Below are 25,976 nucleotides of genomic sequence, written 5' to 3' on the forward strand. Positions count from 1 at the left end.
GAGTACAAGCCTTTTTCTGATTTTTATTCAAGTATCATCACTATCATTTCATTATCAGCCAATGAATCGGCCAGCTGGCGGACGCGTTCCTGTTGTTCCGCCGGTAATTTGGAGAAGTTTTTCATCTTTTGCAGGGCTTCCAGTTTCCTCTTGGTATAGCTGGTAAACAGTTTATTATCCTGCCAACTGATTTCGCCTAAGATAACAGGGATACCGTTCGGCATTTCTGCCGGCAAAAGAAATTCTTCCGGGTAATTGTTTTCATCCTGAATAAGCGATAGCTGTTTATTATCTTTATTATATAATGCATACGAATAGAAGACGCTTTTCTCATTGCGTGTATTCGGACAATCGTAGTTTTTCGAATACGTGAAGAGTATGAAATGATCCGTATCGACCCAGCTTTTGGCTACGTATTTCTGAGACTTATCCCCGTATAGTCCGTTGTCGATATTTAATTTCTTATCTCCGAATTGCAAGATATATTCCGGGTATAAACGGTTGGGTGAGGAGACGCTGAAGATTGTATCGTTGAATGCTTGTCTGAAATAGGCTTTGTCTTTGTTCCGGTAACTCCAGGAGCTTTCGGGAAAAGCATACGGACACTTAACTTGACGGTCGGGAGATTATAATTACCGAATACGCATAACGTGTCGTATGAGTTCTTGTTGAATGTCGTAAACATGACCGGTGACATGAAATCGCCGGAGATATTAAATAAGGTTGAATCGTCCAGGCTGGTCAGGAAGGCTGTCTGCTTGGGGTCAATGAAGCGGATTTCTTCGATCAGGCGGCCGTCTTCAATTGACTTCCAGACCATTTTATTGTATTTGTTGACGGTGTCCCTTTCCATATAACGGTATTGGTTTCCGGGTTCCAGTGTAATTCCGTTGATTGTGCTTTTCCTATTGTTGGCATGAAATTCCAGTTTCTGGGTGGTAGGATCGTATTTCAGTTCGTCAATGCGGGAGATAAGCAGCGTATCTGTGAGCTGTCCGTTTAAATCGAAACAGAAAGTACCGAAAAGGTCACTTGTCAGAATCCGGTTTTCCAGAAGTTGTACGTTTGTATTTACTCCTCCGGCACTGCTCATACCGCGGTCGTAAGAGACGATGATACTGGCATCATACAGGAAACTTCCTTGGTCGGGGGAAAGTGGATTTTTTAGAGTGACGCAGGTTGCCTTGTTGAAATGCTCTTTCAGTGAGAAAGGCCGGACAGGCAGCTTGGTTGTGAAGTCCAGTACGACAGGAGGATTGGCGGGATCGGCTGTACGTATTTCTGTGTTTTGTATGCCCGGATTCAACTGGCTCGTTTCGATGATGACGGGCTTTGCCGGAGTTGTCTCGGCTGTTTCTTCCGTTTGTGTGTTTCCCTGTTTTCCGCCGCAGGCACATAAGGCGATTCCGATACATAAAATAGCAGTACTTGTTCCGACTTTCATGTGTTTCATAATTCGTGTATTTATTGTTTCAGGAAGAGCAAATGTAGGGAAAACAAAAACGTATAACAAAATAAGGAGTTGACATATTCATCTCTTCTTATTCTGTTATACGTTTATTATTCAGACAGATAATGTATTTTATATCTGTTTGTCGATTGACATTTCATTTTATTCTATCGGTGTAAACGGAAGTTCCGTGTCTTTCCTGTATCCGGAGCCGCTGAACGTAGCAATCAGTTCTCCGGCTTCATTCGTGATATTCACTTCGCAGTTGGCAAGCCGTTTATGGCTGAATACTTCCCGTGCTTCGGCATAAAGGAATCCTTTGCTTTCGGCCTTGAAGAAGTTGATATTGGAAGTGATGGACAATGTCAGCCGGGCATGGCTGTTGGTAGCTGCCGCAAACGCCAGGTCGGCCAGCGTAAAGATGGCACCTCCCTGGCAGACACCGCCACCGTTCAGGTGCATAGGTTTTATCTCCATACGGGCTTTGGCATAACCATTGCCCGTTTCCAATAATTCTACCCCGGCAAATAAGGCAAATTTGTCGCCTTGAAGAAATTCGTTTATTGTCATTACGATAATATGCTAATTTGAAAATATGCCAATGTACCAATGAAAGATACTCCGATTGGCATATTGGCACATTGACTGATTGATTATTTACTTAGCTTCCATTCTGCTCCGTCTTTGGTATCCTTAATCTCGAATCCCATGGTAGTCAGTTCGTTACGTATCTTGTCGGAAGTAGCCCAATCCTTATTGGCTTTTGCCTGTTGGCGGATAGTCAGCAAGAGGTCTACAGCTTTACCGAATGTCTCATAATTGTCGCCTCCGGCAGATGCTTCGTCTTTCATTCCCAGGATGTCGAATACGAAAGTGTGGAATACTTCTTTCAACTCTTTCAGGTCTTCAGCCGAGATAGTCGCTTTGCCATCCTTTACGGAATTGATGGCGCGGGCGGCATCGAACAGATGAGAGATGACAATCGGAGAGTTCAGGTCATCATTTAAAGCGTCATAACATTTCTTGCGAAGGTCTTTCACATCTACTGTCGAGGCATCCGAAGCTGTTAGCTTTTGCAGATGGTTGTAAGCATCCATCAGACGGCTCAATCCTTTTTCTGCGGCTTGCAGGGCTTCGTTGCTGAAATCTACCGTACTGCGGTAATGTGCCTGGAGGATGAAGAAGCGGATTGTCATGGCCGAATAAGCCTGGCTCAACACTTTGTGGTCGCCGGTGAAGAACTCATCCAGCGTGATAAAGTTACCGAGCGATTTACCCATCTTCTGTCCGTTGATGGTAATCATATTGTTATGCATCCAGTAGTGAACCATATCATCTCCTTGTGAAGCGACAGCCTGTGCAATCTCGCATTCATGGTGCGGGAAGATCAGGTCCATGCCACCCCCATGAATATCGAAATGCTGTCCCAGGTATTTCTTACCCATCGCCGTACATTCGCAATGCCATCCGGGGAAACCGTCGCTCCACGGAGAAGGCCAGCGCATGATATGTTCCGGCTGTGCACATTTCCAGAGGGCGAAGTCGATGGGGTTATGCTTCTCGTCCTGGCCGTCCAGCGCACGGGTCGTGTTCAGCATATCTTCGATATTACGGCCCGAAAGGATACCGTAATTATGGTCTTTGTTGTATTTCTCTACGTCAAAATAAACGGAGCCTTCGCTTTCGTAAGCATATCCGTTGTCAAGAATCTTCTTTACCAGTTCGATTTGCTCGATGATATGGCCCGAAGCATGCGGTTCGATGCTGGGAGGAAGCACGTTGAGGGCCTCCATCGCCTTGTGGTAACGGTTCAGGTAGAACTGCACCACTTCCATCGGCTCCAACTGTTCCAGACGGGCTTTCTTGGCAATTTTGTCTTCACCTTCATCGGCATCATGTTCCAGATGACCTACGTCGGTAATGTTGCGTACATAACGTACTTTGTATCCTATATGTGTAAGATAACGGAACAACAGGTCGAATGTGATAGCCGGGCGGGCGTGTCCCAGATGCGCATCGCCATAGACCGTCGGACCACAGACATACATGCCTACGTGGGGTTCATGCAACGGGATAAATTGTTCCTTCTTTCTTGTGAGCGTGTTGTAAATACTTAATGGATGTTCCATATCTGTTCATACTTTAAAAGTTGCTTTGTCTTTACCTGTATCATCGTAATACTGAGGAAGACAGAATGCAAAGATAATGCCTTTGTCTATTTTGAGCAATCTTCGCAGCAACCTTTTAATACATAGTTGATACTTTCCAGCGTAAAATTACGGGGTAATTCGACCATCGGTACCGGAATATTCCGCAGGCAGAATGTCCTGTGGCATTTCAAACAATAAAAATGCGCATGAAGTTCACTGACGGAACAATTGCAATCGTTACCGCAAACCGAATATTTCAAAGAACCCGAACCGTCGTCGATACAATGGATAAGGTGATGGTCCAGGAAAAGGTTGATAGTCCTTGATACGGTCGATTTGTCTACCGTGTCCAACTCATTCTCCAGATCGAGCAGGCTGAAAGCCCTTTCAAACTGCATCATCGCTTTCAGGATAAGCAGGCGGATGGCTGTCGGTCTGATTTCTCTTTGTTTCAATATATCTAAATAAGCATCCATATCAATCTGTTTTAGTCGTCTTTAATATTCGTACGGCATTGAGGATTGCCAGCAAAGCAACACCGACATCGGCAAAAACCGCTTCCCACATGGTAGCAATCCCTCCGGCTCCCAGCATCAGAACAATCAGTTTGACACCGAAGGCCAATGTTATGTTTTGCCACACGATAGTACGTGTAAACTTTCCGATGCGAATTGCCGTTGCCACTTTGCTGGGTTGGTCGGTCTGTATTACGACGTCGGCCGTTTCGATGGCGGCATCACTACCGAGGCCTCCCATGGCAATGCCTATATCGCTTAATGCAAGGACTGGCGCATCGTTTATCCCGTCGCCGACGAAAGCGATTTTGTTTGCTTTGTCCTGCTTCAATACTTCCAGGTGGGCGACCTTTCCTTCCGGCAGCAGGTCACCGTAGGCCCGGGGAATCCCCAATTGTGTAGCTAATTTAGAAACAATAATTTGTTTATCGCCTGATAATATTTCCAGGTTATTAATATTTAAGTCTTTTAATTGTTTGATAGCTTCCGCAGCATCTTCTTTGGGCGTATCGGCAAGCTGGATATAACCAGCGTATTGCCGGTCGATTGCACAGACAACCACGGTATCCGGATTCTGTTTCATACTAATGAAACAGTTGTTTCTATATGGTGAAACACTTGTTTCATTAGGAGGAAACAAAATTCCTTCCGAGTCTAACAGACGGGGGTTACCTACTAATACTTCTTTCCCGTCGACTATTGCTTTTAATCCGTAACCAGCCAGTTCGGTCGTATCGATGGTTGTGTCGATTGTTACCTGCTGCTCTTGGGCGTATGCCAGGATCGCTTTGGCAATAGGGTGGTTGCTCCGGCTTTCGACAGAAGCAATGATACGGAGCAGTTCTTTTTCAGGAACGTTATTTTCAGTAGACAGGCTTCGTACTTCAAAGACTCCTTTGGTGAGCGTACCTGTTTTATCGAATACTACGGTGTTTATTTTGGTGATGGCATCCAGGTAATTCCCTCCTTTAAAAAGGATGCCTTGCCGCGAAGCCGCCCCGATCCCTCCGAAATATCCCAGTGGAATGCTGATAACCAATGCACAGGGACAAGAGATAACAAGAAATACCAGCGCACGGTATAACCAGTCGTTAAAGATGAACAGGAAGTCCGGCTGTACCAGTGAATAAAGATAAGGTATAAGGACAATCAGAAAAGCCAGTCCGGTTACGATTGGTGTATAAATGCGGGCAAATTTACGGATAAACAGTTCGGCCGGCGCTTTCCGTTCGGATGCATTCTGCACCAGTTCGAGAATACGTGCCAAGGCACTTTGGTTATATGGTTTGGTTACTTCCAGCCGGATTACCTTATCGGTCACAATCATTCCGGCCAAGACATTTTCATTCGGACTAATCGTTCGTGGAACGCTTTCTCCCGTAAGTGCTGCGGTGTTGAAGGAAGCGGTCCCGCTGAGTAATTTACCATCGAGAGGAACTCTTTCTCCGGCTTTCACCTCTATGATTTCTCCCGGAATTACATCGGCCGGAGCTAACGGAACACGTTCGTTATCACGAATAACAACTGCTGTTTCGGGCCGGACGTCGAGCAGTGCACTGATATTTTTACGGGCCTTCGACAATGCATTTTCCTGAAACAGTTCGCCGACGGAATAGAATAACATAACAGCCACGCCTTCCGGATATTCCCCGATATAGAATGCGCCGAGTGTAGCGATACACATAAGCGTGAATTCACTGAATATTTCTTTTTCGCGAATACTTTCAACCGCCTCTTTCATCACTGGAAGCCCGACCGGCAGATAAGCGAGTGCATACCATATAAATCTGACGATTGGGTCGAAGAATCCGGCCTCCGCTACCTGCATCGCAATTCCTCCCAGTAGCATCCCGAAAGAAATTGCCGGAAGAAGATAAGGCGAAACTTTTCTTTTACGTTCCGTATGGCAATGATTACAACTGCAATGTCCCATATCTGTCATGTTTTATTTGTTTTTCCTGATACAAAGGTAGGGGTTATGAGGTGCAACAAAGTTGCAAAGAATCCGTATATTTGTCGGGTTAATGTTTAGAAAATGAATAATATGAAAAACTCTCGTACTCTTATTGGTATTTTATGCTGTCTGGCCATGCTCTGTTCCTGTTCCCAGACAAAGAATCAGTATGACTTGTCGAACTTTGGTCTGACTCCCGACAAGAAAGATAATGCTTCCCCTTTGATGGCGAAGGCTTTGGAACAGATAGCCGCCTCCCATACAGGCGATGATACGATAACAATCGTACTCCCTAAAGGCCGCTATGATTTCTATCCCGAGGTGCAGCGCAAAAGGAATATTTTATCTCTAACCACGACCAGGATAATCCGAAGCTGGTGGGACTGCCTTTTGAGAACATGAAGAATGTCATTTTCGATGCACAAGGTTCGGAATTGATTTTTCATGGCCGTATGTTACCTGTTTCACTGATTAATTCGGAAAACTGCACCTTGAAGAATTTTAGTATCGACTTTGATAATCCGCATATCAGCCAGGTGAAGATATTGGAGAACGATACGGTTGCCGGTGCCATTACTTATGAGGTGGCTCCCTGGGTGGAATATGAAATCCGTGACAGTGTATTTTATGCCAAAGGTGAAGGTTGGGAGCATGCTCCGGCTTGGGGTATCGCCTTTGAAGGAGATACCAAACGCCTTGTTTATACAACCAGCGATATTGCTGTCGGTTCTAAAGGCGTATCGGAAGTTTCTCCCCGCGTGCTTAAATCAACCAAATGGAATAATAAGAAACTGATTCCGGGGACAGTTGTTGCCATGCGCGGCTGGGGACGTCCGACACCGGGTATCTTTGTTTCTTATGATACGAATACAACACTTGAAAACATCCAGGTTCATTATGCGGAAGGTATGGGATTACTGGCGCAGATGAGTGAGAATATCACACTGGATAAATTCTCCGTATGTCTTCGTGGTGATAACGATCCCCGTTACTTCACGACGCAGGCAGATGCTACTCATTTCTCCGGTTGTAAAGGAAAAATCGTTTCTGTAGGCGGCTTGTACGAAGGTATGATGGACGATGCCATCAATGTACACGGAACTTATCTGAAAATCCAGAAACGTGTAGATGATAAAACGCTGGTAGGTGAATACATGCATCCGCAAAGCTATGGTTTTGAATGGGGATTTCCTGGTAATGCCGTACAGTTTATCGACTCGAAAACAATGGAGATAATCGGCGACCCGAATAAGGTTACAGCCATCAAAGCGTTGGATAAGCCAAGTGCTCACGGAGCTAAAGTGTTTGAGATTGTTTTTGAGAAACCGATTGATCCGGCTATCAGTGAGAAAGGAACATTCGGTGTCGAGAATTTGGAGTGGACTCCTGAAGTTTATTTTGCAGACAACGTAATCCGTAATAACCGTGCCCGTGGTTCCCTGTTCAGCACACCGAAGAAAACGATTGTTGAAAAGAATGTATTCGACCATACATCCGGTACGGCCATTCTGCTCTGTGGTGACTGTAATGGTTGGTTTGAGACCGGTGCCTGCCATGATGTGGAGATTCGTAACAATAAATTCATCAATTCATTGACGAATATGTTCCAGTTCACAAATGCCGTTATTTCAATCTATCCGGAAATACCCGACCTGAAAGACCAGAAAAAATATTTCCATAGTAATATCGTCATTGAAAATAACGAGTTTGAAACATTCGATGCCCCGATCCTGTATGCTAAATCGGTAGATGGCCTGATTTTCCGCAACAACACAATCAAACAGAATAATCAATATCCGGCTTTCCACTGGAACAAGCACCGTTTTTTCTTCCAGCGTGTGATTCATTCAGAGATCAAGGATAATCAGTTTGACGGCGGCTTCGACGAGAAGCGCGATGTGAAGGTAGAGAATTAATCTGCCTTTTGAATAGCATTGTCAGACCTTTTCAAAATCTATTTTTTGAGAAGGTCTGATGATTTTATATCACATGCTATTGTAAACCGGAAAGTACTCCCTTTCCCAAATTCCGATTCAACGGACATCTCGCCACCCAGCTTGTTGACAATCATTTGGCAGATAGATAAGCCGAGTCCGGTTCCGGGAACGAACTTGTCGAATTTGGTGAATCGTTCAAATACATGGTTTAAATTCTCCTTATCTATCCCTTTTCCTGTATCGGAAACATAGAAAGATAATCCGTTTGGAATGACTTCATAGCCGATTGTAATAGAGCCTTCCGAGGTGAATTTGGCTGCATTGTTCAGTAAGTTGGTGATTACCTGTATCAGCCTGTTCTTTTCGGAATGGATAATGTACTTTTTATAAGGCAGGTTACAGATAAGTTTTACCTGCGATGGTAAGTGCGAATCATAGACCTGCTTCAAATCAGCAATGACTTCTGTAATATCAAAATCACTGTAGTTGAAGGTCATTTTTCCCGCATCGATTTTGGATATGTCGAGTATGTCGTTGATAATCTGTAGTAGCAAATCGTTGTTTTCTTCGATAATCCGGATAAATTCATCTTTATCCTCATGATCATCTGTCTGGGCGAGAAGCTGGGAGAAGCCGACAATGGCATTCAGCGGTGTCCGTATTTCATGGCTCATATTAGCAAGGAAAGCCATTTTCATCCGGTTGCCTTCTTCTACTTTTTCAATATGTGTGATATCGATCAGAAGGCCTGTTACGCTTTTAAGATTTCCGTCGGGAGTATATTCCAACGGAACGGAGAAAGTATTCATCCAACGATAATCCGTATCTCCGTCCAGCATGACGCGTAAATGCAGGTTACTGTATCCTTTGCATTCACGGGCACGTCTTTCTTGTTCCTTTTGCAAAATAAGACGATCATCCGGGTGAACAGTGAAGCTGAACGATCCGCGGATGAAATTACCGGGATCGACCGGATCGGGATATATTCGCGTATATTCTTGTGTCTTGATATCCAAATCCCATTGGATAATATTGGCAGCCTGAATAGCCAGGTCGCTGCGTTGTATGTAATTGCGGAATCTTTGTTCGCGTTCTATCTCTTCTGTAATCTCTTCGCGTGTCCCGATTAGTTTGAGGACATTTCCGTTTTTATCATATTTAGAAACTTTGGCAATTAGTCTGACCCATCGGTATGAACAGTCAAGACCTTTTATGCAGAATTGAATATTCAAAAGTTCGGAACGTTTATTCAGAATATCGTCGAATGCCTTTAAATAGGTTTCCTGATGTTCGGGGGCAATTGCTTTATAAATATCCTTTATTGTCGTATCCTGATTGAAAAATACGGATTCTCCGGCAGAAGAAAATATGCCGGTCTGATTGTCATATTCCCAGATAATCATATTTGTGATTTGTAGGAGTAAATCACGTTGCTGACGATTCTCTATCAGTTCCTGCACCTTATTTTTCTGGTCTGTGATATCTTTTTGGGTACCGATTAGACGGTCTATCTTCCCGTCCTCTCCACGTATGCCCATTGAATAAATCTCATACCAGCGTATTTCTCCTTCCGGTGTTAACAGGCGGAATTGTTCGATGCTTTGTTCGTGTTTCTCTTCAACAATGTCGGTGACCAGTTTGACATGACGTTCTCTGTCCTCGGGAACCAGTTGTTTGGTGACATCCCATAGTTTCATTCCCGGCTGTGGCACGGTATTTTCATCAGATAAATCGAAAGAGTCGCTTTCGGGAAGATAAGACCACACCGACAAGTTTCCGGCTTTTAAAGCCATTGCCAGTTTGTTCTTTTCATTGATAGTCTCTAACTGGGCTTCTACCCGTTTGGTCATATTTCGGAATATGCCGAAAGTATAATCTTGGAAAGGAATTATATATCCTTCGGCATAACCAATATGGCTTTCATTCTCTACTTCGTAATGAATTATATTCGATTTACGGGTTTTCATCGTATCCAGAAATGCATTCAGGAGTTCATTTCCGGAATTACCTCTTAAATTCTTATAGCTAAACAGCTCCCGGATAGTTTGCCCTTTTTGCTGTTGAGGCGTAAGGAACAAAGATATTTCGGCTGATAATTAAGTAGGTCTTCAATAAAACCTTCTTTATTAACTATTAAAACGGTATCAGGAAGGAGTTCCAGGAACTGCTTCATGCCTGTCAGTGAACTTTCATCATTCGCCATAGCCTATAAATTTCGGAGGTTGACTAGTCGACAAAGTTACTGAATATATTTCTCTCTGATTAAAAAAACAGAATAGAATATATTAAAACCCGATGAAATTCACAACTTTTAGTGAGCGCAGGAGGATTACTGCTTTATTCGTTTTAAACTATAGTTCAGTCCGGATTCTGCTTTTTTGAAATCATCTCCAATCAAAGTGATTGTAGAATCATTCTCGCAAAGGAAATTCGTTGTTTCATCGCCATTATCGGAAATCAACTGCCAGACGGTGGCATTCTCATCTCCGGGTATTCCACGCAATGTCATTCGTTTGCCGGTAGTGACGAAAGTAACATCTTTACCGTCTTCGGCTTCCAGGTAAGTCTGTGAAAGAGAGAACGTACCATCACCGCTATGTTCACGGCTACGGATTGTCAGGTCGTAACGGATGCCGGGCAATCGGCGCAAGGCAACTCACCTTCATAAGTGAGCGTTTGCATTTTACCCAGGGAGTCATCGCTTTCCGCCTTGTCTTGCCGGTATATTTCTTTTTGGCGCTGGCTAATTGTCCATATACCATCTTCGAGACGTATATTCTTAGTGTCATCGTCTTCTATATTCCAGGCATAACCTCCGGCGGGAAGCGAGCGGCGGTCGAGTATTTCATTCGGTGTACCGTTTGAGAAAAATAACTCAGCCTTTAATGAGTCCGGGCTGAAAACGATATAAGCGGATGATTTACCATCGGTGGCTTCCAGTCGTATTCCCGATTCAAAAAGGCGGATACAATTTTGTTGCACTTCCGACCAGGTATAACCGGCAGAAGCAATACAGCCATGTTCGTCTTTATCATTTCCAACCATTTCGGCAGATTCGTTTTCAGCCTGGGATTCTTGTTTCGCTTTCTGTTGTCCACAGGAAAAAAGAAGGCCTGTGCAAAGGATAAGGCAGATAGGATAGGCCCGTTGTTTGTTCTTTTCATCAGAATGAATGTTTTTAATTTGTTTATAAACGGATATCATTATACTATATAGAAACAAAGATAAGTTATTTTTTGTTCCTTTGTGGCTTGAATAAGATAAAGCCTGCAAGGAATGAGAACAGCTCTTTTTACTGTAATTTTTCTGATAATAGCATGTCTGTCGCCTCTCTGTGCACAAAATGAGACTGTGTTGCCTGACAGTTTAAAACAGAAGATGCCTGTTATCGAGTATAAATTCAATGCGAAACATCTGATACTTCCGGCTTCGCTGATTACAGTCGGGGCAGTCGGTACTGCTATTGACGGTATGAATGATTTTCATCTTTTCTCGCGGAAAAGCGATGTTAAGAAAATTCATCTCGATGATTATATGGAGTGGGGGATGCTGGGCTGGGTATTTGTTTGCGACCTGATGGGGAAGGAGAAGCATAACTGGGGGGACCAGCTTTTCCTTGTCACTCTGGCGGAAGGGATGAATGCCGTTATGACACGTACCCTGAAATATACGGTTAAAGAAATACGTCCGGACGGAGGCCCGTATTCTTTTCCTTCCGGACATACGGCGAATGCTTTTTTAGGGGCACATATGGCCTATAAAGAGTTTAAGGACAGCAGCCTATATTGGCTTATTCAGGATATGCCCTGGCCCTTTTTGTTGCGGGTTCCAGATTATATAATAACCGGCATTGGGTAGCCGATGTCGTCGCCGGAGCCGGATTCGGTATTTTGTCCGTCGAACTGGCTTATCTCACCTATTTCCCTATTCGTAACGCTATTGCCCGTAAGATAAACCGTAAAGCGGCTCAAAATATGGTTATTGCTCCGACCTTTAATGAACAGGGAGGAGGAGTTTATTTCTCTTATTCGTTTTGAATAATCAGGATAACTGCTTATTGATAGCCAGTAATTGTTCGATATGTGTCCGGTCGTTGCTGAGACGTGGAATTTTGTGCTGGCCGCCTAATTTCCCTTTTTCTTTGAGCCATTCGTAGAAGGCGCCTTCATGGGCGATTGTGATTTCCAGCGGTTGAAGAGATATTTCCTTATAACGTTTGGCCTCATAGTCCGAGTTTAATTCCTGTAATGTTTTATCCAGTAATGAAGCGAACTCTTCCATGGAAGGAGGCATCTTTTCAAATTCGATAAACCATTGATGACGGCCTTTCGCCTTGTCGAGCATAAAAAGAGGGGCTGCTGTATATTCTTTGACGATAGCTCCGGTCTGCCGGCTGACCTTACTGATTGCTTTGTCAGCATTATCGACCATCAATTCCTCTCCGAAAGCATTGATATAATGCTTGGTTCTTCCCGAAATAACGAATTTATGCGGGAAAAGAGAGGTAAAACGCACCGTATCTCCAATCTGATAACGCCATAGTCCGCCGGAGGTCGTGATGACCATCGCGTAGTTTTTTCCTGTCTCCACTGCTTCCAACGGCAGAATGGTCGGATTGGGCATACCGACTTCCGACATAGGGATAAACTCGTAGAATACACCGTAATCTTGCATCAACAGCAAACTCTGATCCGCCGGATCATCCTGTATGCCGAAAAATCCTTCTGAAGCATTGTACGTTTCCATATAATGCATCTTGTCCGAAGGAATGAGGGCTTTATATTGTTCCCGGTAAGGTTCGAAGCTGATACCTCCGTGGAAGAATACTTCCAAATTGGGCCAGACTTCGGTCAGATAGTCCCGTCCGGTCTTTTTCAGAACAGACTTGATTAATACCAACATCCATGAAGGAACACCGGAAAGACTGTTTACATCCTTATTCCACGTACTGTCTACGATCGCTTTTATTTTGCTTTCCCATTCATCCATCAGAATAATCCGTTTAGCCGGAACACGCATCAGGTTGACCAGCGGATTCAGGTTCTGTAGCAGAACTGCGGACAGGTCGCCGCAATGGGATTTTTGATTTAAAGGAGAAGGACTGTGGCTACCGCCCAGAATCAATCCTTTTTTGGAGAAAAAATGACTTTCCGGATTATTTCTCAGATAGAGGGCAACCGTGTCGAAACCACCTTTGTAGTGACAGCCCTGCAATATTTCCGGAGTGACGGGAAGGAATTTACTTTTGTCGTTCGTGGTGCCGCTGCTTTTGGCGTACCACTTTACTACCGAAGGCCAGAGTATGTTCCTTTCTCCGTTAATCATCCGTGTAACGTAAGGCTTTATGTCGTCATATATCTGCAACGGGACACGCTGGCAGAAATCTTCATATCTTTTGATACTTTTATAATCATATTTCAACCCCCATTCCGTGTTGCGGGCTGCCGATAATAACGACCGTAGCTGCTTGCGTTGCAGCCGGTCGGTCTCCTGCCCATATTTTTCTATCTCCTTTTGACGGGGGCGGAAGAGTAGTGATATTGTATTTGTTAAAATATCCATGCTCTTTTTATTTGTATAGGTTGCAAATGTAGGCATTCTCTTTTTATTTATATCTTTGTCGTATACATAATTAACAAAACAATGAAAATAGGTATCCTTTCTTCGGGAGGTGATTGTCCCGGTATAAACGCAACGATTCGTGGTGTCGGTAAAACTGCCATAATGCATTATGGTATGGAAGTGATCGGAATTCATAGTGGTTTTGTTGGCTTGTTGAACAAAGATATTCAATCGTTCGACGAACGTAGTCTTTCCGGTATCCTGAACCTGGGCGGAACGATCCTGGGTACTTCCCGTGAAAAACCGTTCCGTAAACTACTCGCCTCCGGTGAAAGTGAAAAACCTCAGGTTATTATACAGAATTATGAAGAATTAGGATTAGACTGTCTGGTCTGTATCGGTGGAAACGGTACACAGAAGACAGCCGGAATGCTTTCTGCCCTTGGTTTGAATATTATTGGTGTTCCTAAAACAATCGATAATGATGTGTGGGGAACGGATATAACGTTCGGTTTCGATACGGCTGTCAATATTGCGACGGATGCGATCGACCGTTTGCATTCTACTGCCAGTTCGCATAAACGGGTCATGGTAGTGGAGGTAATGGGACATCATGCCGGCTGGATCGCTCTTTATGCCGGAATGGCGGGAGGTGCGGATGTGATACTGCTTCCCGAACTGGGATATGATATGGACAAAGTAAACCAGACGATTCTCGACCGTGCCCATCGTGGCAAACCCTATTCGATTGTAGTCGTTGCCGAAGGAGTGGAAACGCCCGATAAGAAGCGTCCTTCCGATTATATCACCCGTACGATTGAGGCGGCAACCGGAATAGAATCCCGTGATACGGTGCTGGGATATATCCAGCGTGGCGGTAATCCTTCACCTTTTGACCGTAATCTGGCTACCCGCCTGGGAGGACATGCGACGGAGTTGATTGCCAACCGTCAGTTCGGGCGTATGGTCTGCATGAAAGGAAATAATGTGGAATCGATAGCCTTGTCGGAAGTGGCCGGCAAATTAAAACTGGTCACTCCGGAACATGATCTGATCGTTCAGGGAGAAAGAATGGGGATTTCGTTCGGTAAATAATTAATTACCGAACTTCTTCATTGATTGTGGCATCGATACACTGCGTACTATTACTTATTGTTTGCTTGACCGGAGCCTGTTCCTGCTCCGTTGTCGAATCTTCCTCCGGAAGATCTTCAAACTCATGCTCGGCAGTTGTTTCGCCGGTCTGTTTCTTTTTCAGTTCGGAAATGAATTGCTGGAATACTTTATCCGTACGCAATTTCTTGATTGCCATCTTAGCAGCGTTCTGCTGTGACTCCTTTTTGGAATAACCGATACCGACGCCTATTTGTGTGTCGGCCAGTGTGACGCCCGTTTGGAAGACCGGATTGCCGTCATTGTCGGTGAACGATTCTATCAATTCGAATGTAATTTCCAGTTTATTTTTCTGGCTCCATTCTATCAGACTGGATTTGAAGTTTACTTCTTTACGGGCGATATTATCCAGGTCGATGTATTTATTGATGATTACATCTTCTACAAAATGATAACACATGCGGTATCCCTGATCCAGATAGATTGCTCCGATCAGTGCTTCCAGTGCATTGCCATACATATGATTATTGTGAGAACTCAGTTTGGCTGAGTAGACAACCATCTTGTCGAGTCCCAGTTCAACGGCTACGCGATTGAGTGTTTCGCGTTGAACGATTTTGGAACGGGTGTTGGTCAGGAAACCTTCCCGTTTATTTTGAAAATGTTTGTATACAATGTCTGCCACGACGGCATCCAATACGGCATCACCCAAGAACTCCAGTCGTTCGTTGTTCAGCCATTTTCCATCGCTGGCTTCCACAGAGGAAGATTTGTGCAGGAAGGCCTGTTCGTAAACGTGGATGTTATCGGGGTAAAATCCCAGTATTTTATATAAAGAAGAATAAGGCTCCTTATTCTTATGTTTGAGGAGCCTTATCTTTTTGTATAATTGTGTAAACACTTTACTTCACAAATTTTTTTACAATCATGCTGGCATTGTGACCACCGAACCCGAAGGTATTGGACAGTGCTGCGTTAACCGTTCTTTTTTGTGCTTTATTGAACGTGAAGTTCAGATTGTAATCGATTTCAGGATCATTGTCTCCTTCTTCATGATTGATAGTCGGAGGAACAATATCTTCATTAACAGCCATAATACAAGCAATTGCTTCCAATGCTCCGGCTGCACCCAGTAAGTGTCCAGTCATAGATTTCGTTGAACTGATGTTCAGCTTATAGGCATGTTCGCCGAATACATCCAGAATAGCTTTTGCTTCCGAGATGTCTCCTACCGGAGTAGAAGTACCGTGAACATTGATATAGTCTATCTCTTCCGGTTTCATCTCTGCGTCTTCAAGAGCATTCTTCATCACCAGTTTTGCACCCAGACCTTCCGGATGAGAAGCTGTCAGGTGGTAAGCGTCTGCCGACATACCTGCACCGACAATTTCACCATAGATCTTAGCGCCTCTGGCCAATGCATGTTCCATCTCTTCAAGAATCAGACAGGCTGCACCTTCACCCATTACAAATCCGTCGCGACTTGCGCTGAATGGGCGCGAAGCTGTTTCCGGTGATTCGTTTCGGGTTGAAAGAGCGTTCATCGCATTAAAACCGCCAAGACCGGGAGCCGCAATAGCAGCTTCTGCACCACCTGTAACAATTGCATTTGCTTTTCCTAAGCGAATGTAGTTGAAAGCATCGGCAATAGCATTGGTTGAAGATGCACATGCTGAAACAGTCGCAAAGTTCGGACCACGGAAACCGTACATCATTGAAATATGTCCTGCTGCAATATCTGCAATCATTTTAGGAATGAAGAACGGGTTGAATTTCGGACCGATCGTGTCTTTTGTTTTTTCATAACTGGCAACTTCTTCTTCAAAAGTCCTGATACCACCGATTCCGGCAGCGAAAATAACACCGATACGATCTTTATTCTCATTCTCCAAGTCCATAGCTGCATCTGCAACAGCCTGTTTGGCTGCGCTGATAGCCAATAAACTATAGCGGTCGCATTTGCGAGCTTCCTTACGGTCCATCACCTCTAACGGATCAAAACCTTTAACTTCGCAGGCAAAGTGCGTTTTAAATTTTGATGCATCAAAATGAGTAATAGGTCCCGCTCCACTCTTCCCGTTGATAAGGCCCTCCCAGGTTTCTGCGAGGGTATTACCAAGAGGAGTAATGGCTCCAAGACCTGTTACTACAACTCTTTTTAATTCCATACCTTTAATTAAAAGGATTGATTACTTCGCGTTAGCTTCGATATAAGCGACTGCATCGCCTACTGTTGTAATCTTTTCTGCCTGATCATCAGGAATTGAAATACCGAATTCTTTTTCGAATTCCATAATCAACTCTACAGTGTCAAGAGAGTCTGCTCCTAAATCATTAGTAAAGCTCGCTTCGTTTGTAACTTCTGTTTCTTCAACACTTAATTTGTCAACGATGATAGCCTTTACTCTAGATGCAACTTCAGACATAACTTTTTCAATTTAGATTAATAAATACGAATATACTTTTTAAATTTGCAGTGCAAAGAAAAGAATTTTTTATGTTACAAAACAAATTTAATGCACTAAAAATGCGGAAAACTGCACATTTTTTCTTTTCGTGTGCACTAAAACATAGGAAAATATGAAAAACGTAGCAATTTTTGCCTCCGGTTCGGGTACAAACGCGGAAAATATCGCCCGGTACTTCTCTAAAAGTGAAACCGTTAAAGTCGCGGTTGTTTTGTCCAATAATAAGAATGTGGGCGTTCATGCACGCGTCAATAATCTGGGAATTCCGTCTTTTGTGTTTTCCCGCGACGAATTTGTGGAAGGAACCCCCATTTTGGCGAAACTGGCGGAATATCAGATCGATTTGATTGTTCTGGCTGGTTTTATGAATAAGATTTCAGATGCATTGCTGACTGCTTATCCGGGTAAAATCATCAATATCCATCCGGCTCTGTTACCGAAACATGGCGGAAAGGGTATGTATGGGATGCATGTGCATGAGGCTGTCGTTGCTGCCGGCGAGAAAGAGTCAGGCATAACCATACATTATATAAATGAGAATTACGATGAAGGTGATATCATTTTCCAGGCTAAATGTGAGGTATTGCCTGCCGATACCCCTGAAGAAGTGGCTACTAAAGTGCATGCATTGGAATATGCTCATTATCCGCATGTGATTGATGACTTATTGAAATAGTAAGAAAAAGGTATAAAAAATTAAGCCCTGCCGGATCAAGAAATTACCGGCAGGGCTTTTCATCTATTAGTGGTTTAATCAGAATGTTATGCTCAATTGCATCACATAAGTGCGTGGTGCCGATACCAGCATCGGGCGTGTGCAATATTCTTTATTAAAGAGATTGTTGATCATAAACTGGAATGATACGTCTTTCGTTATTTTTACGCCGGCACGCAGGTCGACTACACAATAGTCCGTATTCTTTTCTTTCCAGTATGTATTAAGCGTTTCTCCGCCGATATTTCCATACAGCAGTTGACGGATATACTCCATGGCATCCGGCTGTTCTTTTTCGCGCTCGTCTACCATCAGATAATCGACTGCCAGCATCTTACTCTTCCAAGTCATATTCATACCCAGATTCAGGCGTTTCCACTGGAGATCAAGCACACCTTTCACCGTGTGTTTCTGACGATATTTCAGATATTTGGAATCGTTGGATTTTTCCTTGGCACGGAGAGGGTCATTGTATTGTGCTTCGATTTCATTCTTTTCCTTGTAATCGATATCCTCGGGTTCGATGAAAACATATCCCAGGTTATAAGATAACTTGGTGTCGGGATTGAAGTTGTAGAAACCGTTTGTACTTATCTCTGCCCCATAGATGCGTGCTTTGGATACATTGTAGAATTGTGCACCGATACCCGGCATCTGACCTTTGGCAATGATACCCAGGATTTCCTGTGTGCTGTTGGCATAGGCATAAGAGTTGGGGTCGAAGAAGCCGAAACGGAATTCGATCATGTCCGTGTATTGCGTATAGAAACCGGCCACATCGAAGAATCCCATCAGATTACCGAATTTATATCCTTGTTTGAACCCCAGTTCTGCATTTACCCCTTTTTCCGCCTTTACTTCATTGTTCGGGAATACACCGACTCCACCGATATCCTTGCGGGCATATTTCTCGGTCAGAGAAGGATAACGATAGCCTTGTCCGAAGCTGGCCCGGATGAAGCTGTAATCAGCCAGTTGGTAGTTCAAACCTGCACGGAAGATCGGTTTGACAGGTACTTTAGCTCCGAATATCTTTGTGTCGGCTTCACGAAGGAAATCGTCCACACGATAATATTCGGCACGCATACCGGCAGACACGCTCAGACGGTCGAAAAAGCGTTGGTCATACTGGAAGAACAAGGCAGCATTGTCGCTATCGTGATTGCCTGTCGTTACAGAGGTACTTCGCATGTGTTCATAAGTGGCTCCGGCTGTGATCTGTGTACCGTTGTCCCATTTTTTGTTGAACTGGTAATCCAGATAATACGTATAATTCTTGTCGATGGTTACCGGGTCAGCCTTCGGGTTGATCGCATTGGACAACCAAGGGATTAGGTCGGAGGTGTTGCTAGGAATACCGCGTTTCATCACCCATGAAAGCAAGTCGCAGTAATCGGCTGTAGTCGCTGTTGGGAAAATGCTTCCTAGCAGATTGGTTGTTCCGTTTACCAGTCCGTTCAGGTCGCCTTGCAAAGCCGGCTGGATGATTGGATAGAGCATGCTGTAATCGCCGTTTTGTACGTTTTGCACAATACCGGTAATGGCATTGACATCAGTACCCATATTTCCCAAAATGTCCGTGATCGACTTCCCGCTGTTCGAGCCGTCTGCTATATTGTCACCGCGGTAATAGAAGCGGGCCTTTACCTTGTGGGAGGTATTATTATTCGGGTTTGTGAAATTAAAGAACGGGTCGATGTAGAAGGTATTTGCTTCGCGTCCCATATTGGCAATGGGAGACGGTTCATAAACATCTTTCGGCGAACGCCAGAGGAAGAAATCGGCATATTTGTCGCTCATGAAGTTTACGTTGAAACCATAGTTCAGCAAATTACCGTCTTTCATCGGTTGATGGTAAGTCAGGTTACCGCCGGCACGAAACCGTTTGTTGTAACCTTGTTTTTTATATCCTTCGTCGGTAAACATATTCAGTCCGGCCGATACGTCGAAGTTTCCGATGCGGCGGGCATGTGAGAAGTCTATCCCTTCATAAATCGGGTTGCGGATACCTGAGAATACGTTTTTACGCAGGAATGGTTCTACCTCATATTTACCTTCTTTCCAGAAAGATTTGTCGCTCCACCGGTATTCCTCGTTGTCGGGATCGCCGTAAATACCTAAATAAGCACGCAAGGTCGTTACCGGTGTCAGGCTTGGCCGTTTGGTCCGGATGTTGATTACACCATTCAGGGCAGACGAACCGTACAGCACGGAAGAGGCCCCTTTCATAACTTCCACTTGTTCGATATTTTCCAGCGGAACGATATTCCAGTTAATGATTCCTGTACCCGAAGTAAGCGCACTCATTCCGTCGATCAGCACAAGACTTCGTGAACCGACGCCGTAGGTCCAGCCGTTACCGCCACGGATAGAAGGCTGTTTGTCGTTGATATCGACTCCCGGCATTGTATTTAGTGTGGCACTCAGGTCGGTTGGCGCTTGCTTGGTAATATCTTCGGCCTTCAGCAAATCCATGGAGACGGTGACATTACTTAGTTTTTGTTCAAAACGTCCGGCACTGACTACCACATCTCCCAACAGGTTGGCTTTTACCTGCATGAATATATTTCTTGTCTTCGTTTCATTCCGGTTGATTACTACCGGCACCTGTTCGTTCTCATAACCGATGTAACTGAACAGCAGGTCGACGCCCCCTTCCGGAAGGTTGATCTGATAAGAACCGTCTGCCTCGGAGATTGTACCGTTTGTTTCTCCCGTGATCCTTTTATAAGTAATGTTGACTCCGGCCAATGGTTCATTGGTCTCTTTGTCATATACGAACCCTTTCATGATCTGTCCGAAAGCGGGACCCGTCAGGAAGGCTAGTAAAAATAGTATTGTATATTTTTTCATGTCTGTACTCTTTATTTATTATTGTATCTCCTTTTGTTTGCTTAGCATCATGCCTAGTTCCAGTGTTTTTGTTTGTTGCAGGCTACTGGAAAGCATTTCAAGCAAAGATGTTATCATCGGTCCCATCGGTCCGCCAATTATTTCTTCCGGAAGAAGATCTTTTATTAAGGGTAACAGCGGAAGGAAAGCTGCAATTTCATCTTTATCCAGATACAGGAATATATCTCCCTTATAAGCGATTTGTTTGCCCATGCTGCTGTAAGGGGCTTCCGAATTTTTGCGGATATTCATCCGGATACCGGTAGTACTCCATTTATTAAGCTGCTGGTAAATGGCCGCGATAACGGAAGCATCGAGGCCGCCGTCTGCCTTAGTCTTATTCTGTTGAATCTGGTAAAGAATCATATCAATGTTGGGGACTATATAAAGTTCTGAGTCGTCTTTTACATAATAAGAAGCCAGATTGATCGGCGAAGTGAGCCATTCGCTCTCTTTTCTGTTCGGGGGAGTATTTATCAAGTCTCCAATAGCTTTGCCTTCCGGCATGGTGGCGTAGCGGGCTGTGATATTTCCATCCGGATTGAAAGAGACTTCATTGATAAACCAGCAGATCAGGTTTCCTGCAATAGGCTCCAGTATGGGAATTACCTGTCCCAGAAGAGCATTATCAGTTACCATATGAAAGGCATGGCGCATCAAAGTATATTCTCCCAAAACAGGGTCTGTTTCAGTAGATTCCCCACCTTGCACCGGATACCATGTTCCATTTGAAGTCAGTTGGTTCGATGCTATTTTTACATCGGTCAGATCGAGTGTCATTTTGCCTTTTTCAACATTTCCTTTATAAGCAAAAGTAGTGCCGTTGTTTCCGGTTCCGTTTCCTGAAAAAGAGTAACTGTTGCTTCCGGAAGTAACTGTTACGTTCTCCAGCAATGTTGTGGCTTCCCCGGGGAGGACGTAATGCAGTGTAATGGTTGCCGCATTGTTATCGGTTAGTTTGAAAGAGACATCCTTACCGATGAACTCACGTCCACTGTAAGTCAGGTTCAGTGTATTGCCACCTTCCGGTGTGCTCAACTTATTGGAATAGATTCCGTTTAATTCGGAACCGCCATCATCATCATTGTCATCGCAGGCAAACAGGAAAGGGACCATGCAGATAACATAAAGAAAGTTGCGCAATAAATACTTGTTCATTTACTTTTCTTTTTATTGTTTAATTTTGATGATACAAAGTACTGATATAACTTTGTACCAAACAATAGCTATATTTCAGAATCAATATTCCATTATTAAGAATTGACCTTTTGGTGGTATAATAACTATCTGTATATTAGTGTATGGTAAAATGACATTATTAATAATAGAATATCGAATGTGAAAAATAGACATTGACGGATATGTTTATATCTCCTTTCTTTGTTCTCATTATGTTAATGAGTATATTGTTAGGATTTTTAGCCTTTTTGGTCCGGATGCTTTTTAAAAGGAAGATAGCAGATAAAAAGGTAAGTGAGGCTTGTGAGGTAAAAGAACAATGTCTCCCGGATGGCAAAGAAGGCAAAGAAGTCTGATTTGTGATGAAAAAACTACGTGTAAAATATTGAAGAATGAAAATACTGCTTGTAACAAGAGGATCGCAAGGCGATGTACTGCCTTATCTGGCTGTAGCCCGCGAGTTGGTTAAACGGGGTCATGAGGTGACGGTAAATATTCCCCATGTTTTTGAGGAAATGGCAAAGAAATATCCTGTAAAAGTCGTTTTGCAGGATTTTGATAATATTGGCGGGATGATGGCCGACGCAGCCGAGAATAAACAGAGTTTCAAAAGGATTGTCGAGTGGACGCGCGATGCGATAGACAAACAGTTTGTGCAGGTAATTCCGCTTTTGGAACAGAACGATGTTCTTGTAGCTGCTAATACTGAATTTGCCGCTACGGGGATTGCCGCGTATTGCAAGAAGCCGTTCGTCCGCACTTCTTTTGCGCCTTTTCTTCCGGGCGAGAAAATGCCTCCTCCTGCTTTTCCTTATCCGAAACCCAATCCGTTCATTGCACCTAAATTGCTTTGGCTGATGATGAACCGGGTATCCAACTATATGGTGAAGGATACGATAAATAAGAATCGTCGGAAATACGGGTTGGCTCCAATCAGTAACTTTGGGGAGGATGCCGGAAAGAACAGCGATAACTTCTTATTATACAGCCGTTACCTGGGACATACCGATCCCGTCTGGGACAAACGTTTTCGCTGGAATATAGGCGGGTATTGTTTCAATGATACCTTTGAATATGATGAAGAGGCTTATCAGGAATTGATGGCATTTATCAAAAAGGAACAGACACCGGTTCTCTTTTTTACGTTAGGTAGTTGTACATCGAACGACCGGGAGCGCTTTTGCGGTATGCTGGCCCGTATCTGCAAACGGAAGCAATACCGGCTGGTGGTTGGTTCAGGTTGGGCAAAGACCGGAGAGACGTTGCAGGGGAATGAACAACTGTTCCTGATGCAAAAGCCGATTCCGCATCATCTGATTTTCCCTCATTGTGACGCTGTGATTCATCATGGAGGAAGCGGAACGACGCATAGTGTGGCACGTGCCGGGAAACCTCAGCTGATCACTCCTTTACTTCTGGATCAGCCTTATTGGGGGTATCGGGTCCAGGTACTCGGAGTCGGTCCGGAAAGAGTGAAGATCGCAAAGGTATCGGAAAGTGAACTGGAGCAAAAAATGAGTGACCTGATCAGCAATCCCGAATATAAAAAGAATGCGGCGATGCTCAGTGAGCAAATTGAAAGTGAAAAAGGAATCGAAAACATCTGTAATTATATAGAATCTTTGGCACGATAACCCGTTTTTTACCGCAGTTTGTTCTTGTTGAAATGCGGTCCAGCCTTGAAGATAAAAAAGAAAGTGGATAAAACTGTCAGGCAGGCTCCAAACAGATAAGCGTGGTTGAATCCGCCGAATTCCTGTGCGATACTTCCGCCGATCATTAATCCGATTCCGATACCGACATCCCAGCTAGTGAGGTAGGTGGAAGTTGCCGTTCCGCGCTGGCTGTTGGGTGCCAGATTGACAAACAGGGTGTTGAATGCCGGGAACATGGTTCCGAAAGCAACACCTTGTGATAAAGCGATGGCTATATATAAATAGGAAGTGAACGTCGGATTCCATTTCATCAATGCATCGAGGGAAGCGAGCGCAAAGAAACTGGCACATGCCAGATACATCCCCAATGTAATAACCAGTGTGATACGCCCTTTATCTACCTGCCGGCCGGAAAACAGCCTGGAAGTTGCGAGTCCGATCGCCATAAAGGTGAAATAAAGTCCCGAATTGACAGATATACCGATCTCGTCGGCATACATTGCCACATAGGTGGTTGTCATCCCGTAAGGAATGGAAAGCATTAGCAGTGAAATTCCAGCCCAAGTTCCTTTGACCAGGAAAAAGCGGTCGAGCGAAATCGGTTCTTTCTTTACCGGTTGCTTGTAAGGCGTTTTAACCAGATAAGCCATGATAAATCCCAAGAAGCAGGAAACCAGCGAGCAACTGAAAATCACTTCATAACTGAAACTGTTATGCATGAACAATCCGATCATCGGACCGAAACTCATCGCCAGATTATTCGCCATCCCATAATATCCGATCCCTTCACCACGGCGTGAAGAAGGAAGAATGTCAATCACGATCGTATTACCCGATACCGTGACCATCCCGAATGCGAATCCGTGAAGAATACGCAGCACAATGAAAATACTCAACACGCTGGCAATCATATATCCGGCGAAGATAACCATGAATATGGCATACGCCAACAGATATAACGGGCGACGGGCAAAGGTATCCAGCAGATATCCGGAAAACGGACGGATACAAAGACAGGCTATCGTATAACAGGACAGAATAAATCCGATCATCGACTTATCTGTCATAAACCGTTCCTGTAAATAGAAGGGCAGGATTGGCAGTATCAGGTAAAATGCAAAAAACAGCAGAAAATTAGCCGTTAATATGTAGCAAAAACCGAGTGATAATAACTTGTCTTTAGCCATTGCAGTGAATAGTAGAATGGTATTATTTGAAACCTAACTTATCAAAAAGTGCCCGCTCTTCTGTTGTCGCATTCTTTACCGTATAAGCGGCAAACTCCCGGGGGTGATGATAATTTGTCCGGAACCATTCGAACTTTTCCGGCGTTTCCCTCAGTGCTCTGTCTACAGCAAGCGGACTAAAACTTTTAAGTATTGCGTGTTCGATACGGTATTCCGTCACTCCGGCCAGATCGATAACAGGGTCGGCAGGCTCTGGCGGCATAACTTCTCTTAATTTCTCTATTTTCACACCGAAGAAACGTTCGATATTTTCCAGGCAGGTACGAGTCCCGTTGGCTTTGCCATCAGCGGAGAATCCGGCAATATGGGGAGTGGCAACGGCTGTAAGACTTAACAGTTCCCGGTCGATCGCCGGTTCGTTTTCCCAGCAATCTATCACTGCTTCGCTGATTTTTCCTGATTTCAGTGCTTTTATCAATGCCGTCGTATCGTGTACAGCTCCTCTTGAAGCATTTACAAACCAAGGCTTTTTTCGTGTTTTGTTGAAAAAACTTCGTTGGCAAGGTGACGGGTTGCAAAAGGTCCTTCTTTTGTCAACGGTGTATGGAAGGTGATGATATCAGCTTCTTCTGCGATCGTATCCAGCGAAACGAATCCTGCTGCTCCCTCTTCTTCTGCTCGTGGCGGGTCATTACGCAAGATATGTAAACCGTAAGCCGTACACAGTTTTTCCAGTTCTTTCCCGACATGCCCTACACCGACTATCCCGATCGTTTTTCCTTGAAGCGTTTCTCCTCTGCGAAGGGCTATCGTGATAAGTGAAGCCAATACGTATTGTGCAACCGAGACAGCATTGCAGCCAGGAGCATTTTTCCAGGTGATACCTGCTTCATCACAATATTTTATGTCGATATGATCGAAGCCGATAGTCGCTGTGGTGATCAGTTTGACACGGCTACCTTGGAGCAATTCGCGTGTACATTTGTCGATGCTTCGTACAATGAGAGCATCTGCGTCGTGGATGGTTGAAGGAGTAAACTCGTTTGAGTTGAGGTATTTTATTTCTGCGATTGGTTCGCTACGCCTTTCAGGTATGGGACCGTGTTGTCAGCTACTATTTTCATTTTATATGCTTTTTGCAGGGCAAAGATAGAGATTATTTGCGGAATAGACCGGTTGGTGATGACTTGAAATCAGAA

General features: G+C 44.2%; 19 protein-coding genes and 4 pseudogenes. 5 read left to right on the plus strand and 18 right to left on the minus strand.

Going from position 1 to position 25,976, the window contains the following annotated elements:
• Positions 1-23: 23 nt before the first annotated feature.
• The 6 genes and pseudogenes from DXA15_RS00170 to DXA15_RS00195 form a co-directional block, all read right to left on the minus strand.
• Positions 24-539 (minus strand): annotated as a pseudogene (locus tag DXA15_RS00170) (DUF4933 domain-containing protein); the annotation flags it as partial.
• Complete coding sequence (locus DXA15_RS25610; RefSeq protein ID WP_128132732.1) at positions 455-1,453, minus strand: hypothetical protein; 999 nt, start codon at positions 1,451-1,453, stop codon at positions 455-457. The gene DXA15_RS25610 and the pseudogene DXA15_RS00170, both read right to left, overlap by 85 nt.
• 159 nt (positions 1,454-1,612) lie before the next feature.
• Positions 1,613-2,020 carry a PaaI family thioesterase gene (locus DXA15_RS00180; RefSeq protein WP_128132733.1) on the minus strand — a complete coding sequence of 136 codons (408 nt, stop codon included), beginning with the start codon at positions 2,018-2,020 and terminating at the stop codon, positions 1,613-1,615.
• Between the two features lie 83 nt (positions 2,021-2,103).
• Positions 2,104-3,579 carry a cysteine--tRNA ligase gene (gene cysS / locus DXA15_RS00185; RefSeq protein ID WP_128132734.1) on the minus strand — a complete coding sequence of 492 codons (1,476 nt, stop codon included), beginning with the start codon at positions 3,577-3,579 and terminating at the stop codon, positions 2,104-2,106.
• Between the two features lie 86 nt (positions 3,580-3,665).
• Positions 3,666-4,076, minus strand: a complete 411-nt coding sequence (locus tag DXA15_RS00190) for a Fur family transcriptional regulator (protein WP_128132735.1) — start codon at positions 4,074-4,076, stop codon at positions 3,666-3,668.
• A 1-nt stretch (position 4,077) separates the two neighbouring features.
• Positions 4,078-6,048, minus strand: coding sequence for a heavy metal translocating P-type ATPase (locus DXA15_RS00195; protein ID WP_128132791.1), 1,971 nt, complete (start codon positions 6,046-6,048; stop codon positions 4,078-4,080).
• A 156-nt stretch (positions 6,049-6,204) separates the two neighbouring features.
• Here DXA15_RS00195 and DXA15_RS00200 point away from each other — a divergent pair.
• Positions 6,205-7,985: pseudogene (locus DXA15_RS00200) on the plus strand (right-handed parallel beta-helix repeat-containing protein).
• A gap of 38 nt (positions 7,986-8,023) precedes the next feature.
• Here the strand turns inward: DXA15_RS00200 and DXA15_RS00205 are convergent.
• The 4 genes from DXA15_RS00205 to DXA15_RS25625 all read right to left on the minus strand — a co-directional run bounded on the left by DXA15_RS00205 (position 8,024) and on the right by DXA15_RS25625 (position 11,210).
• Positions 8,024-9,973 (minus strand): ATP-binding protein, encoded by a 1,950-nt coding sequence (locus DXA15_RS00205; RefSeq protein WP_233566573.1) that lies wholly within the window; start codon positions 9,971-9,973, stop codon positions 8,024-8,026.
• A 44-nt stretch (positions 9,974-10,017) separates the two neighbouring features.
• A complete protein-coding gene (locus DXA15_RS25615; protein ID WP_233566575.1) occupies positions 10,018-10,209 on the minus strand; it encodes a hypothetical protein in 192 nt (63 codons plus the stop codon).
• A gap of 126 nt (positions 10,210-10,335) precedes the next feature.
• Positions 10,336-10,656 carry a copper resistance protein NlpE N-terminal domain-containing protein gene (locus tag DXA15_RS25620; RefSeq protein ID WP_233566577.1) on the minus strand — a complete coding sequence of 107 codons (321 nt, stop codon included), beginning with the start codon at positions 10,654-10,656 and terminating at the stop codon, positions 10,336-10,338.
• Positions 10,623-11,210, minus strand: coding sequence for a copper resistance protein NlpE (locus DXA15_RS25625; RefSeq protein WP_233566579.1), 588 nt, complete (start codon positions 11,208-11,210; stop codon positions 10,623-10,625). Before DXA15_RS25625 ends, DXA15_RS25620 begins: the two co-directional genes overlap by 34 nt.
• Positions 11,211-11,282: 72 nt before the next feature.
• Between DXA15_RS25625 and DXA15_RS00215 the strand changes: the two are divergent.
• Positions 11,283-12,043, plus strand: a pseudogene (locus DXA15_RS00215) (phosphatase PAP2 family protein).
• 4 nt (positions 12,044-12,047) lie between these two features.
• Here DXA15_RS00215 and DXA15_RS00220 read toward each other — a convergent pair.
• Positions 12,048-13,568, minus strand: coding sequence for a GH3 auxin-responsive promoter family protein (locus DXA15_RS00220; protein WP_128132736.1), 1,521 nt, complete (start codon positions 13,566-13,568; stop codon positions 12,048-12,050).
• An 81-nt stretch (positions 13,569-13,649) separates the two neighbouring features.
• On the opposite strand from DXA15_RS00220, the gene DXA15_RS00225 reads away from it, so the two are divergent.
• Positions 13,650-14,663: an ATP-dependent 6-phosphofructokinase gene (locus tag DXA15_RS00225; protein WP_128132737.1), complete on the plus strand. Its 1,014-nt coding sequence runs from the start codon at positions 13,650-13,652 to the stop codon at positions 14,661-14,663.
• A 4-nt stretch (positions 14,664-14,667) separates the two neighbouring features.
• Here DXA15_RS00225 and rnc read toward each other — a convergent pair whose 3' ends face one another.
• The 3 genes from rnc to DXA15_RS00240 are packed head-to-tail and all read right to left on the minus strand — an operon-like array spanning position 14,668 to position 17,107.
• On the minus strand, positions 14,668-15,582 hold the full coding sequence (rnc, locus tag DXA15_RS00230; RefSeq protein WP_128132738.1) for a ribonuclease III: 915 nt from the start codon (positions 15,580-15,582) through the stop codon (positions 14,668-14,670).
• A gap of 1 nt (position 15,583) precedes the next feature.
• Positions 15,584-16,849: a beta-ketoacyl-ACP synthase II gene (gene fabF, locus DXA15_RS00235; RefSeq protein ID WP_128132739.1), complete on the minus strand. Its 1,266-nt coding sequence runs from the start codon at positions 16,847-16,849 to the stop codon at positions 15,584-15,586.
• Positions 16,850-16,870: 21 nt separating this feature from the next.
• Entirely contained in the window at positions 16,871-17,107 is a 237-nt protein-coding gene (locus DXA15_RS00240; protein WP_009860668.1) for an acyl carrier protein, read from the minus strand.
• 154 nt (positions 17,108-17,261) lie between these two features.
• Between DXA15_RS00240 and purN the strand changes: the two genes are divergently transcribed.
• Positions 17,262-17,825, plus strand: coding sequence for a phosphoribosylglycinamide formyltransferase (gene purN / locus DXA15_RS00245; protein ID WP_009860669.1), 564 nt, complete (start codon positions 17,262-17,264; stop codon positions 17,823-17,825).
• A 78-nt stretch (positions 17,826-17,903) separates the two neighbouring features.
• Here the strand turns inward: purN and DXA15_RS00250 are convergent, their stop codons facing one another.
• Positions 17,904-20,717: a TonB-dependent receptor gene (locus DXA15_RS00250; protein WP_128132740.1), complete on the minus strand. Its 2,814-nt coding sequence runs from the start codon at positions 20,715-20,717 to the stop codon at positions 17,904-17,906.
• A gap of 18 nt (positions 20,718-20,735) precedes the next feature.
• Positions 20,736-21,914, minus strand: a complete 1,179-nt coding sequence (locus DXA15_RS00255) for a DUF4925 domain-containing protein (protein ID WP_128132741.1) — start codon at positions 21,912-21,914, stop codon at positions 20,736-20,738.
• A 413-nt stretch (positions 21,915-22,327) separates the two neighbouring features.
• Here DXA15_RS00255 and DXA15_RS00260 point away from each other — a divergent pair, with 413 nt between their 5' ends.
• Entirely contained in the window at positions 22,328-23,569 is a 1,242-nt protein-coding gene (locus DXA15_RS00260) for a glycosyltransferase (RefSeq protein WP_128132742.1), read from the plus strand.
• A gap of 8 nt (positions 23,570-23,577) precedes the next feature.
• Here the strand turns inward: DXA15_RS00260 and DXA15_RS00265 are convergent, their stop codons facing one another.
• Positions 23,578-24,777, minus strand: a complete 1,200-nt coding sequence (locus DXA15_RS00265; RefSeq protein ID WP_128132743.1) for an MFS transporter — start codon at positions 24,775-24,777, stop codon at positions 23,578-23,580.
• A gap of 22 nt (positions 24,778-24,799) precedes the next feature.
• A pseudogene (gene pdxB, locus DXA15_RS00270) lies at positions 24,800-25,901 on the minus strand (4-phosphoerythronate dehydrogenase PdxB).
• Positions 25,902-25,976: the final 75 nt, after the last annotated feature.

Source organism: Parabacteroides sp. AM58-2XD (genome assembly GCF_003463685.1).
GTDB classification, from domain to species: domain Bacteria; phylum Bacteroidota; class Bacteroidia; order Bacteroidales; family Tannerellaceae; genus Parabacteroides; species Parabacteroides segnis.

What these genes read in the sequence shown, in the direction of transcription:
- cysS (WP_128132734.1), bottom strand. Translation starts at nt 3,579, where the DNA reads ATGGAACATCCATTAAGTATTTACAACACGCTCACAAGAAAGAAGGAA.
- DXA15_RS25625 (WP_233566579.1), bottom strand. Translation starts at nt 11,210, where the DNA reads ATGATATCCGTTTATAAACAAATTAAAAACATTCATTCTGATGAAAAG.
- DXA15_RS00220 (WP_128132736.1), bottom strand. Translation starts at nt 13,568, where the DNA reads ATGGATATTTTAACAAATACAATATCACTACTCTTCCGCCCCCGTCAA.
- DXA15_RS00205 (WP_233566573.1), bottom strand. Translation starts at nt 9,973, where the DNA reads ATGAAAACCCGTAAATCGAATATAATTCATTACGAAGTAGAGAATGAA.
- DXA15_RS25615 (WP_233566575.1), bottom strand. Translation starts at nt 10,209, where the DNA reads ATGGCGAATGATGAAAGTTCACTGACAGGCATGAAGCAGTTCCTGGAA.
- fabF (WP_128132739.1), bottom strand. Translation starts at nt 16,849, where the DNA reads ATGGAATTAAAAAGAGTTGTAGTAACAGGTCTTGGAGCCATTACTCCT.
- DXA15_RS00260 (WP_128132742.1), top strand. Translation starts at nt 22,328, where the DNA reads ATGAAAATACTGCTTGTAACAAGAGGATCGCAAGGCGATGTACTGCCT.
- DXA15_RS00195 (WP_128132791.1), bottom strand. Translation starts at nt 6,048, where the DNA reads ATGGGACATTGCAGTTGTAATCATTGCCATACGGAACGTAAAAGAAAA.
- DXA15_RS25610 (WP_128132732.1), bottom strand. Translation starts at nt 1,453, where the DNA reads ATGAAACACATGAAAGTCGGAACAAGTACTGCTATTTTATGTATCGGA.
- DXA15_RS00240 (WP_009860668.1), bottom strand. Translation starts at nt 17,107, where the DNA reads ATGTCTGAAGTTGCATCTAGAGTAAAGGCTATCATCGTTGACAAATTA.
- DXA15_RS00225 (WP_128132737.1), top strand. Translation starts at nt 13,650, where the DNA reads ATGAAAATAGGTATCCTTTCTTCGGGAGGTGATTGTCCCGGTATAAAC.
- DXA15_RS00180 (WP_128132733.1), bottom strand. Translation starts at nt 2,020, where the DNA reads ATGACAATAAACGAATTTCTTCAAGGCGACAAATTTGCCTTATTTGCC.
- DXA15_RS00265 (WP_128132743.1), bottom strand. Translation starts at nt 24,777, where the DNA reads ATGGCTAAAGACAAGTTATTATCACTCGGTTTTTGCTACATATTAACG.
- purN (WP_009860669.1), top strand. Translation starts at nt 17,262, where the DNA reads ATGAAAAACGTAGCAATTTTTGCCTCCGGTTCGGGTACAAACGCGGAA.
- DXA15_RS00250 (WP_128132740.1), bottom strand. Translation starts at nt 20,717, where the DNA reads ATGAAAAAATATACAATACTATTTTTACTAGCCTTCCTGACGGGTCCC.
- DXA15_RS00190 (WP_128132735.1), bottom strand. Translation starts at nt 4,076, where the DNA reads ATGGATGCTTATTTAGATATATTGAAACAAAGAGAAATCAGACCGACA.
- DXA15_RS00255 (WP_128132741.1), bottom strand. Translation starts at nt 21,914, where the DNA reads ATGAACAAGTATTTATTGCGCAACTTTCTTTATGTTATCTGCATGGTC.